The following is a 10,671-nucleotide window of genomic DNA, read 5'->3' on the forward strand; positions in this document are numbered from 1 at the left end:
CCTCCCAAGACCTGGCCGCTCCCCAGGGCCCGGCCGCTCCCCAAGGCCCGGCCGCTCCCCAAGACAAGGCCCCCGCCGAAGACGCGGGCGAGACCGAGCCCGCCGTCCCATCCAGGCCCACGCCGGCCACGATTCCACCGTCTGCCGCCCGGGTGCGCCGTAGGCTCGCCAGGTTGGGCGCCCAGCGCGGCCCCACTATGAACCCGGTACTCGAACCACTCATCAAGACCGTCCGGAACACCCACCCGAAGGCCGACCTCCGGCTGATCGAACGGGCGTACGACGTCGCCGCGCACTACCACCGCCACCAGAAGCGCAAGAGCGGCGACCCCTACATCACGCACCCGCTCGCGGTCGCGACCATCCTCGCCGAGCTCGGCATGAACACCGAGACGCTCTGCGCGGCGCTGCTGCACGACACCGTCGAGGACACCCCGTACACCCTTGAGGAGCTGAGCGCCGACTTCGGCGACGAGATCGCCGCCCTCGTCGACGGCGTGACCAAGCTCGACAAGGTCAAGTACGGCGAGGCGGCCGAGGCCGAGACCGTCCGCAAGATGGTCGTGGCGATGTCCCGCGACATCCGCGTCCTGGTGATCAAGCTCGGCGACCGGCTGCACAACATGCGCACGCTGCGCTATATGCCCCGGCACAAGCAGGAGAAGAAGGCCCGCGAGACCCTGGAGGTGTTCGCGCCGCTCGCGCACCGCCTCGGGATGAACACGCTGAAATGGGAGCTGGAGGACCTCGCGTTCGCCACGATGTACCCCAAGCGGTTCGACGAGATCGCCCGCCTGGTGTCCGAGCGCGCCCCGCGCCGCGACGTCTACCTCCAGGAAGTGATCGAGAACGTCTCGACCGACCTCCGCGAGGCCCGCATCAAGGCCACCGTGACCGGACGGCCGAAGCACTACTACTCGATCTACCAGAAGATGATCGCCCGCGACGTCAGCTTCGACGACATCTACGACCTGGTCGGCATCCGGGTCCTGGTCGACAGCGTCCGCGACTGCTACGCCGCCCTCGGCTCGATCCACGCGCGATGGAACCCGGTCCCCGGCCGGTTCAAGGACTACATCGCGATGCCGAAGTTCAACATGTACCAGTCGCTGCACACGACGGTGATCGGCCCCGAGGGCAAGCCCGTCGAGCTGCAGATCCGCACCTGGGGCATGCACCGCCGCGCCGAGTACGGCGTCGCCGCGCACTGGAAGTACAAGGAGGAGACGGTCGGCGGCCGCAAGGCCGGCGACATGCAGTGGCTGCGCCAGCTCCTCGACTGGCAGAAGGAGACCGCCGACCCGGCCGAGTTCCTGGAGTCGCTGCGCTTCGACCTGTCGGTCTCCGAGGTGTTCGTCTTCACCCCCAAGGGCGACGTGATCGCGCTGCCGCAGGGCGCCACCCCGGTCGACTTCGCGTACGCGATCCACACCGAGGTCGGGCACCGATGTATCGGCGCCCGCGTCAACGGCCGCCTCGTCCCCCTCGAATCGACCCTCGACAACGGCGACACCGTCGAGGTGTTCACCTCCAAGTCGCAGGACGCCGGGCCCAGCCGCGACTGGCTCGGCTTCGTCAAGAGCGCCCGCGCCCGCAACAAGATCAAGCACTGGTTCTCCAAGGAGCGGCGCGACACCGCGATCGAGTCCGGCAAGGACTCCATCGCCCGCGCGATGCGCAAGCAGAACATGCCGCTGCAGCGGATGATGTCCGGGGAGGCGCTGCTCGCCCTGGCCCGCGACATGCGCTACACCGACGTCTCGTCGCTGTACGCGGCGGTCGGCGAGGGCCACGTCTCCGCGCAGACCGTCGTCCAGCGGCTCGTGGACGCCCTCGGCGGCGTGGAGAGCGCCGAGGAGGACCTCGCCGAGATCGCACTGCCCACCCGCCGCAAGCGGGGCCGGGTCGCCGGCGACCCGGGCGTCGTCGTCGCCGACGACCCCGACGTGTGGGTGCGGCTGTCCCGCTGCTGCACCCCCGTCCCGGGCGACGACATCGTCGGGTTCGTCACCCGCGGCCACGGCGTGTCCGTCCACCGGGCCGACTGCTCGAACGTCGCCAGCCTGAAGACCCAGCCCGACCGGCTGATCGACGTCAAGTGGTCCCCCGGCGAGGACTCGGTCTTCCTGGTGGCGATCCAGGTCGAGGCCCTCGACCGCCCCCGCCTCCTGTCGGACGTGACGCGCGTCCTGTCCGACCAGCACGTCAACATCCTGTCCGCGTCGGTGACCACCACCCGCGACCGCGTCGCCGTCAGCCGCTTCACCTTCGAGATGGGCGACCCCAAGCATCTCGGCCACGTCCTGAAGGCCGTCCGCTCGATCGACGGCGTCTACGACGTCTACCGCGTCACCAGCGGCGCTGTGCGCTGAGGCACTGGGACACACCGGAATGCGCGCCGGGGCGAGGGCCCCCGCCCCCGCCCACGCGCCTCAGCTCTCGGCGGGTTCGTCGTCGGGGACGACGTCCACGCCGGCCTCCTCGCGCTGCCGCGGCGTGATCGGCGTGGGCGCGGCGGTCAGCGGGTCGTGGCCGGACGCCGCCTTCGGGAAGGCGATGACGTCGCGGATCGAGTCCTGGCCGGCCAGGAGCATGACGGTCCGGTCCCAGCCGAACGCGATGCCGCCGTGCGGGGGCGGCCCGAACTTGAACGCCTCCAGCAGGAACCCGAACTGCGACTCGGCCTCCCGCTTCGTCAGCCCCAGCACGTCGAAGACCCGCTGCTGCATCTCGGCGCGGTGGATGCGGATGGAGCCGCCGCCGATCTCGGTGCCGTTCAGGACGAGGTCGTAGGCGTCGGCGAGCGCGCCGCCCGGGTCGTCCTGGAAGGTGTCGGCGTACTGCGGCTTCGGCGCGGTGAACGGGTGGTGGACCGACGTCCAGCCGATCCGCTCGCCCCTGTCGTCCTCCACCGGCTCGAAGATCGGCGCGTCGACGACCCAGACGAACTCCCAGGCGGTCTCGTCGATCAGGGCGCGGCGGCGGCCGATCTCCAGGCGGGCCGCGCCGAGCAGCTCCTGCGTGCCGTGCCGCTTCCCGGCGCCGAAGAAGATCGCGTCGCCGATGTCGGCGCCGACCTTCGCCGCCAGCCCCGCCTTCTCGGCGTCGGACAGGTTCTTGGCGACCGGGCCGCCGAGCGTGCCGTCCTCCTGGACGAGCACGTACGCCAGGCCGCGGGCGCCGCGGGCCTTCGCCCAGTCCTGCCAGCCGTCCAGCTCCTTGCGGGTCTGGGACGCGCCGCCCGGCATGACCACCGCGCCCACGTAGGGGGCCTGGAACACCCGGAACGAGGTGCCGGCGAAGTACTCGGTGACGTCGGTCAGCTCGTTGCCGAACCGCAGGTCGGGCTTGTCCGAGCCGTACCGGGCCATGGCGTCGGCGTAGGTGATGTGGGGGATCGGCCGGGGGATCTCGTACCCGGCGACGTCCTTCCACAGCCGCGCGACGAGGTCCTCGCCGACCTTCAGGACGTCGTCCTGGTCGGCGAACGACATCTCGATGTCGATCTGGGTGAACTCCGGCTGCCGGTCGGCGCGGAAGTCCTCGTCCCGGTAGCAGCGGGCGATCTGGTAGTAGCGCTCCATCCCGGCGACCATGAGCAGCTGCTTGAACAGCTGCGGCGACTGCGGCAGCGCGTACCAGTGGCCCGGCTTGAGCCGGACGGGCACGAGGAAGTCGCGGGCGCCCTCGGGCGTGGAGCGGGTCAGCGTCGGGGTCTCGACGTTGACGAACCCGTGTTCCCGCATCACCTCGTGCACGAGGAACGCCGCCTCGGACCGGATCTTCACCGCCCGCGCGACGGCCTCGCGGCGCAGGTCGAGGTAGCGGTACTTGAGCCGGATCTCCTCGTTGACGTTGACGTCGCCCTCGATGGGGAACGGCAGGGGCGCCGCGTCCGCCAGCACCTCGATCTCGGTGGCGGCGACCTCGATGTCCCCGGTAGGCAGCTCGGGGTTCTCGTTGCCGGCGGGCCGGATCCGGACCTCGCCGACGACCTTCACGCAGAACTCGGCCCGCAGATCATGCGCTGCGTCGTCTTCGCGGAAGACGACCTGCGCGGTGCCGGAGGCGTCGCGCAGGTCGATGAACGTGACGCCGCCGTGGTCGCGGCGGCGGCCGACCCAGCCGGCCAGCGTGACCTGCCGTCCGGCGTGCTCCCGGCGGAGCGTCCCCGCCTCATGCGAGCGGATCATCGTGAGAGCCTTTCCTTCAGCGTCGAGGTGAGGTCGGTGAGGGGGACGGCGGTCTGCTCGCCCTCGGCCAGGTCCTTGACCTGGGCGACGCCGTCCGCGATATCCCGCTCGCCAAGGATCACGGCGTACCGGGCGCCCGAACGGTCGGCGTCCTTCATGGCGCCCTTCAGCTTCTTGCCGCCGAACGCCATGTCGGCGGCGATCCCGGCCCGGCGCAGCTCCGCGACCAGCGCGAACAGCCGGCGCTCCGCGGCCTCGCCCAGCGCGACCCCGAACGCCTCGCAGCGCGGCTTCGGGGCGAACGCGGCGCCCTCGGCCTCCAGCGCCAGGACCGTGCGGTCCAGCCCGAGCCCGAAGCCGATGCCGGGCAGCGGCGGGCCGCCGATGTCCTCCGACAGCCCGTCGTAGCGGCCGCCGCCGCCGATGCCGGACTGGGCGCCGAGCAGCGGGTGGTCGAACTCGTAGGTGGTGCGGGTGTAGTAGTCGAGGCCGCGCACCAGCCGGGGGTCGTCCTCCCACCCGATGCCGAGGTCGGCCAGCAGCTCCCGGACCCGGTCGTGGTGGGCCTTGCAGGCCGGGCACAGGTGGTCGGCCATCAGCGGCGCGTCCTGCACCTGGGCCCGCACCTGGGGGCGCTTGTCGTCCAGCACCCGCAGCGGGTTGATCTCGATGCGGGCGCGGGTGGCCTCGTCCAGGTCCAGGCCGCGCAGGAAGTCCTGGAGCAGGGCCCGGTAGGCGGGGCGGCACTCCTTGCAGCCGAGCGAGTTCAGCAGCAGCCGAACCCGCGACAGCCCGAGCGAGCGGTACCAGTTCGCCGCGATGGCGATCGTCTCGGCGTCGACCTGCGGGTCCTCGCTGCCGATCGCCTCCAGGTCGAGCTGGTAGAACTGCCGGTAGCGGCCCTGCTGCGGACGCTCGGCGCGGAACGCGGGCCCGGTCGTCCACACCTTGACCGGGAGCGCGCCGGTCTTGTGCAGGTTGTTCTCCAGGACGGAGCGCAGCACCGTGGCGGTGAACTCGGGGCGCAGCGTCAGCGACCGGCCGCCCCTGTCCTCGAAGGTGTACATCTCCTTGGACACCACGTCGGTGGACTCCCCGACGCCCCGTCGGAACAGGTTGGTGTCCTCGAAGACGGCCAGTTCCAGGTAGCCGTACCCGGCCAGCCTCGCCTGCTCGGCGAAGGCTTCGCGGATGGCGTAGAAGAGGTCCGCGCGCGGCGGAACGTATTCACTGACCCCCTTGGGGGCCTGAAAGCTCGAACTCATGATCGTTTTGGCTCAGAATCCCTTGTTGGGCCCCTCGGCGGGCAGAAGCTGGGAGAGGAACGGATTGGTGGCCCGCTCGCGGCCGATTGTGGTCTGCGGGCCGTGGCCGGGCAGGACGGCGGTCTCGTCGGGCCGTGCCAGGCACACCCGCGCCAGGCTCGCGAGGATCTCCTCGTACGAGCCGCCCGGCAGGTCGGTGCGGCCGATCGACCCGGCGAACAGCAGGTCGCCGGTGAACATCACGTCCGGCAGCTCCTGGGTCGCGGGCGTCCGGAACGCCACCGACCCGGGCGTATGGCCCGGCGCGTGGTCGACGGTGAAGCTCAGCCCGGCCAGTTCCAGTGCCGCGCCGTCGGCCAGTTCCTTCACGTCGTCGGGCTCGGTCAGCTCCAGGCCCCCGAACAGCTGCTGGCCGGGGCCGAGGGACAGGCCCTTGGCTGGGTCGGTGAGCAGGTCGCGATCGTCCGGATGGATGTAGGCCGGGACGTCCTTCGCGCCGCAGACCGGGGCCACCGACCAGACGTGGTCGATGTGGCCGTGCGTGAGCAGCACCGCGACCGGCTTCAGCCGGTGCTCGCGCAGGATCTCCTCGATCCCGGCCTCGGCGTCCTCGCCGGGGTCGACGATGACGCACTCCTCGCCCGCGGCGGGCGCCACGACGTAGCAGTTCGCGGCGAACGATCCAGCGGGGAACCCGGCGACGAGCACGATCGTCCTTCCATCGAACCAACTCGGGTGGGCTTGTCCGAGGGTACCGGCGCGGCCCTGGCCGCCGCGAACGAGATAGGCGCCGCCGTGTCGCCGGAGCGCCTCCCTCGGGGCGCCTCCCCGGGCTGGGCTCCTCGTTTCTCCAGGTTCCTTCAGGTTCGTTCAGCGCGAGGCGCGTCCTCTCGCCGGTACCGCTACTATGCGCTGCACGTTCACCTGATCACAGTGGAAAGGCAGGCACGTGGCGGGGAAGGACCGCAAGAAGCAGCTCGCGCGCCAACGCTATGAGCGTCAGCAGCAGCGCATGCAGGCCGAGGCGGCTCGGACCCGCCGCCTGAAGATCATCGGATCGGTCGCCGGGGTGGCGGTGATCGCCGTCGGCGGCACGGCCGCCATGGTCCTCACCAAGGACGACAAGGACGACAAGCCGGCCACGCCCGCCAAGGCAGCCGGCGCGCAGTGCGCCTACAAGCCAGCGAAGGCCGAGGATGCCCCCAAGGGCCTCGGCACCCCGCCGGTGAAGCCGGCCCGCACGGGCATGGTGCAGGCCACGGTCAAGACCAGCGAGGGCGACATCGTGATGGAGCTGGACGGCGCGAAGGCGCCGTGCACCGTCAACTCGATCGTGTTCCTGGCCCAGAAGAATTACTTCGACAACACCCCGTGCCACCGGCTGACCAGTGGCAGCCTCAATGTGCTCCAGTGCGGGGACCCCAAGGGCACCGGAATGGGCGGGCCGGGCTACCAGTTCGCCAATGAGAACACCGAAGGCGCCAAGTACACCAAGGGCACCCTCGCGATGGCGAACTCCGGCCCCGACACCAACGGCAGCCAGTTCTTCATGGTGTACGCGGATTCGCAGCTCCAGCCCGGTTACTCGGTGTTCGGGAAAATCACCAAGGGTATTGACGTGCTGGAGAAGATCGGTAAGGCCGGCTCGAATCCTCCGGGCGAGGGCAAGCCCAAGAAGAAGGTCACGATTCAGGACGTCGCGATCGCCGGGCAATAGGCGGACGGGATACTAAGGTGTGGAGGGTCCGGCGGCTGTGAGCACGACCGGACCTGCGATTCAGGAGGCAAGGGTGTCCAGCGCTACCGATCCCTGGGGCCGGGTGGACGAGGACGGCACCGTCTACGTGAAGACGTCGGGCGGTGAACGCGTCGTGGGCTCCTGGCAGGCCGGAGCACCGGAGGAGGCCCTGGCCTACTTCAAGCGCAAGTACGACGCGCTGGTCACCGAGATCGGGCTGCTGGAGCAGCGGGTGCGCACGACCGACCTGCAGCCCGCGCAGGCCCAGCAGAGCATCCAGCGGCTGCGCGAGGCGGTCACCGAGGCGCACGCCGTGGGCGACCTGGAGGCGCTCGGGCGGCGGCTGGACGGGCTGACCGAGCAGGTCGGGCGGCGGCGCGAGGAGGTCAAGGCCCAGCGCGAGCAGCACCGGCACGAGGCCCGCGAGGTCAAGGAGCGGATCGTCGCCGAGGCCGAGCGGATCGCGGTCGAGGAGACGCACTGGAAGAACGGCGGCGAGCGGCTGCGGCAGCTGGTGGAGGAGTGGAAGGCCGCCGACCGCATCGACCGGCCGACCGAGACCGCGCTGTGGAAGCGGCTGTCGTCGGCCCGCAACGCCTTCACCAAGCGCCGCAAGGTCTACTTCGCGACCCTGGACGACCAGCGCGACGAGGCCCGGCGGGAGAAGGAGCGGCTGGTCGCCGAGGCCGAGGCGATGTCGGGGTCCACCGACTGGAGCGACACCGCCGCCGCCTACCGCGACCTGATGCGCCGCTGGAAGATGGCCGGACGCGCCGCCCGCGACATCGAAGAGGACCTGTGGACCCGCTTCAAGGGCGCCCAGGACACCTTCTTCCAGGCCCGCGGCGCCGCGTTCGCCGAGCGTGACGCCGAGTTCCGCGAGCACGCCGAGGAGAAGGAGAAGATCCTCGTCGAGGCCGAGCGGCTGCTGCCGGTGCGGGACGTGCGGCAGGCCCGGCAGGCGCTGCGGACGATCCAGGAGCGCTGGGAGGCCGCCGGGATGGTGCCGCGCGAGCAGCGCGACCGGCTGGAGGGGCGGCTCCGCAAGATCGAGGAGGCCGTCCGCACCGCCGAGGAGAGCGAGTGGCGGCGCACCAACCCCGAGGCGCGCGCCCGCGCCGAGGCCACGGTGAACCAGCTGCGCAGCTCCATCGAGCAGTTGGAGAAGCGGCTGGACAAGGCCCGCGCCGCAGGGCGCGACAAGGACATCAAGGACGCCGAGGAGGCGCTGAGCGCCCGCCGCGCCTGGCTGGAAGAGGCCGAGCGCACGCTCGCCGAGTTCTCCTGACCGCCCCCGGGTCTCCTCACCGCTTGCCCCTGGGCTCTCCTGACCGCCTGCCCCCGGGCTCTCGTGACCGCCCCCTGGCCGTCCCCTCAGGCGGGGGCGGTGCGGCCCAGGAAGGCCAGCAGCCGCGACTGCTCGTCGGCCCCGGGCGGCCCCGGCAGCGCCGGCCCGATGTGCCCCGCGGCGCGCCACGCCGGGGCGATCACCTGCGCGGTCGCGAACGCGTGGTGCACCAGGTCCGGATCGAGGCGGGACGGCTGGCCCGTGGCCACGGCCAGGTCCCACGCGTGCACCAGCGGCTCCAGGATGTAGCCCTCCAGGAAGCTGCCCAGCGGCAGTTCCCCCAGCGCGCCCATCGGGACGGGCCGTTCCAGCGCGTCCGGGGTGAGGGCCGCGGTGCACTCCTTGCGGGCCGTGCGCCACGCCATCAGGACGTCGCCGGTCACGAAACGCGCCGGATCCGCGACGTCCGGAGCGGGCTCGCCGACCGCCAGCGCCCGGATCGTGTGCTGGCCGCCCGTCAGGTGCCCGGCGATGTCCCGCGCCGTCCAGTCGGGGCAGGGCGTCGCGGCGTCCCAGCCGTCCCGCGGAACGCCGGCCAGCAGGCCCTCGAAGAGGTCCAGTGCCCGGTGGTAGCCGCTGAGGTTGTGAGCCATGCTGGTCAGTGACCCGCGATCGGGCCGCCCTGTCAAGCGCTATCGCGAAGCTCGTCCCGGGCCCGCTCCGGCGGCGCCCGGAACGGTCTCACGCCTCGGCGCCCCCGCGCTCGCGGAGCATGCCGTTCATCAGCCTGATCTCCGCGTTCTGCCCGTCCACCATCGTGCGGGCCAGCCGCCGCACCCGGTCGTGACCGGTCCGTGCCAGGACCGCCTCCGCCATCGCCACCCCGCCGCGATGGTGGGCGATCATCAGGCGCAGGAAGAGGACCTCGGCGGCGCGGCCCCCGGCCCGGTCCAGCCCGGCGAGCTGCTCGCGGGTCGCCATCCCCGGCATGCGGGCGGCCCCGTCGCCGCCGCTGGACGGCGCGGGCGCCGGTGCCTCGCCGCCGCCGTGCCCGTGCCCGGACATCCAGCGCATCGGGCCCCGGGGATCGGTCTTGGGCAGCCCCCACTCGTCCAGCCAGGCCGTCATCATGCCGATCTGCGCCGACTGGGTGTTGATGATGTCGTAGGCGAGCAGCCGGACGGCCGGGTCCTTCGTCCGGTCGCGGACGACGAACGACATCCGCACCGCCTGGGCGTGGTGGGCGCTCATGTCGCGGGCGAACCCGGCCTCGGGCCCGTCCTCGGCCGGCCCTCCCGAACGGGAGGCCGCGAGCGCCGCCAGCACGGCGGCGGCGAGCAGGACGAGCGCCGCGAGGACGACGGTGGCCCGCCGTCCCCGCGCCGCGGGCGCGCCCGTGCTCACGGGGTGTTCTTGGCGCCGTCGCAGGCGGCGCCCGGCTCGGGGGTCTGCGGGCCCTTCACGAACGCCCGCAGGAACGCCTCGACCCGCTGGTCGCCCGCGTCCTGCACCTTGACCTGCCTGCCCCAGGCGGTGAGGACGATCGGGGCGTCCAGGGACGGGTAGGGGCTCATGAACGAGTAGTCGGTCGCCGTGACCTTGGCCGCGAGCCGGGTGACCTGGTCGGCGGCCAGCCCGGGCCGGTAGGCGATCCAGACCGCACCGTGCTCCAGGGAGTGGACGGCGTTCTCGTTGCGGAGCGGCTGGTCGTAGACGTGGGCGTCGCAGTTCTGCCACATGGGGTCGTGGTTGCCGCCCATCGGCGGGTTGGTCGCGTAGGTGACGGCGGAGGACGTGTGGTCGCGTCCCAGCCCGTCCTTCTCGACCAGGCCCGCGATGGAGGAGCCCGCGGACGCGGTCGACCTGGACTGAAGGAAGGCGTAGGAGACGGCGACGACCGCGACCAGGCCGATCACGGTGAAGAAGGCGATGCCGCCCCACGGCACCTGCCGCTGGGTGAGGGCGTTCTGCTTGCGCGCGCTCTGGCCGCGCGCGTTCTTGTTCCGGGCGCTCTTGGACATGCGAGCGGTCCTCTCAGGGCTGCTGTGGCTGGATGTACGGAGACGACGGCAGCGCCGGACCGCCGTCAGGGGCGGATACGGCGGCGCTGCCGGGCGGCCTTACGGCCGATCCGTCACAGCCGGAGCACCTGGAGGTGCTCCGGCTGTGACGGATCTGCCGTAAGTC

The 10,671-nt window shown here is 71.7% G+C and carries 9 protein-coding genes; 3 read left to right on the plus strand and 6 right to left on the minus strand.

Annotated features, from left to right (window positions below; translation table 11 throughout):
* Positions 1–197 precede the first annotated feature (197 nt).
* A complete protein-coding gene (locus tag E1298_RS37810) occupies positions 198–2,372 on the plus strand; it encodes a RelA/SpoT family protein (protein WP_131902086.1) in 2,175 nt (724 codons plus the stop codon).
* 60 nt (positions 2,373–2,432) lie between these two features.
* On the opposite strand, the gene aspS is transcribed toward E1298_RS37810, so the two are convergent.
* Genes aspS through E1298_RS37825 form a run of 3 tightly spaced genes read right to left on the minus strand, consistent with a single transcriptional unit; the run spans position 2,433 to position 6,166 of the window.
* Entirely contained in the window at positions 2,433–4,193 is a 1,761-nt protein-coding gene (aspS, locus tag E1298_RS37815; protein WP_131902070.1) for an aspartate--tRNA ligase, read from the minus strand.
* On the minus strand, positions 4,190–5,458 hold the full coding sequence (gene hisS, locus E1298_RS37820) for a histidine--tRNA ligase (protein ID WP_131902072.1): 1,269 nt from the start codon (positions 5,456–5,458) through the stop codon (positions 4,190–4,192). Before hisS ends, aspS begins: the two co-directional genes overlap by 4 nt.
* A gap of 12 nt (positions 5,459–5,470) precedes the next feature.
* Positions 5,471–6,166: an MBL fold metallo-hydrolase gene (locus E1298_RS37825; protein ID WP_131902074.1), complete on the minus strand. Its 696-nt coding sequence runs from the start codon at positions 6,164–6,166 to the stop codon at positions 5,471–5,473.
* Between the two features lie 241 nt (positions 6,167–6,407).
* Here E1298_RS37825 and E1298_RS37830 point away from each other — a divergent pair, with 241 nt between their 5' ends.
* Together E1298_RS37830 and E1298_RS37835 are read left to right on the plus strand one after the other, a co-directional pair.
* Complete coding sequence (locus tag E1298_RS37830) at positions 6,408–7,175, plus strand: peptidylprolyl isomerase (RefSeq protein WP_131902076.1); 768 nt, start codon at positions 6,408–6,410, stop codon at positions 7,173–7,175.
* A gap of 73 nt (positions 7,176–7,248) precedes the next feature.
* Entirely contained in the window at positions 7,249–8,484 is a 1,236-nt protein-coding gene (locus E1298_RS37835) for a DUF349 domain-containing protein (RefSeq protein ID WP_131902078.1), read from the plus strand.
* 86 nt (positions 8,485–8,570) lie between these two features.
* Here the strand turns inward: E1298_RS37835 and E1298_RS37840 are convergent, their stop codons facing one another.
* The 3 genes from E1298_RS37840 to E1298_RS37850 all read right to left on the minus strand — a co-directional run bounded on the left by E1298_RS37840 (position 8,571) and on the right by E1298_RS37850 (position 10,505).
* Positions 8,571–9,137, minus strand: a complete 567-nt coding sequence (locus E1298_RS37840) for a TIGR03086 family metal-binding protein (protein ID WP_131902080.1) — start codon at positions 9,135–9,137, stop codon at positions 8,571–8,573.
* Positions 9,138–9,225: 88 nt separating this feature from the next.
* Positions 9,226–9,888 carry a DUF305 domain-containing protein gene (locus E1298_RS37845; RefSeq protein ID WP_131902082.1) on the minus strand — a complete coding sequence of 221 codons (663 nt, stop codon included), beginning with the start codon at positions 9,886–9,888 and terminating at the stop codon, positions 9,226–9,228.
* Positions 9,885–10,505, minus strand: coding sequence for a DUF3105 domain-containing protein (locus E1298_RS37850; protein WP_131902084.1), 621 nt, complete (start codon positions 10,503–10,505; stop codon positions 9,885–9,887). Before E1298_RS37850 ends, E1298_RS37845 begins: the two co-directional genes overlap by 4 nt.
* Positions 10,506–10,671: the final 166 nt, after the last annotated feature.

The organism is Actinomadura rubrisoli (assembly GCF_004349215.1).
Lineage (GTDB): Bacteria > Actinomycetota > Actinomycetes > Streptosporangiales > Streptosporangiaceae > Spirillospora > Spirillospora rubrisoli.

What these genes read in the sequence shown, in the direction of transcription:
- E1298_RS37810 (WP_131902086.1), top strand. Translation starts at nt 198, where the DNA reads ATGAACCCGGTACTCGAACCACTCATCAAGACCGTCCGGAACACCCAC.
- aspS (WP_131902070.1), bottom strand. Translation starts at nt 4,193, where the DNA reads ATGATCCGCTCGCATGAGGCGGGGACGCTCCGCCGGGAGCACGCCGGA.
- hisS (WP_131902072.1), bottom strand. Translation starts at nt 5,458, where the DNA reads ATGAGTTCGAGCTTTCAGGCCCCCAAGGGGGTCAGTGAATACGTTCCG.
- E1298_RS37840 (WP_131902080.1), bottom strand. Translation starts at nt 9,137, where the DNA reads ATGGCTCACAACCTCAGCGGCTACCACCGGGCACTGGACCTCTTCGAG.
- E1298_RS37850 (WP_131902084.1), bottom strand. Translation starts at nt 10,505, where the DNA reads ATGTCCAAGAGCGCCCGGAACAAGAACGCGCGCGGCCAGAGCGCGCGC.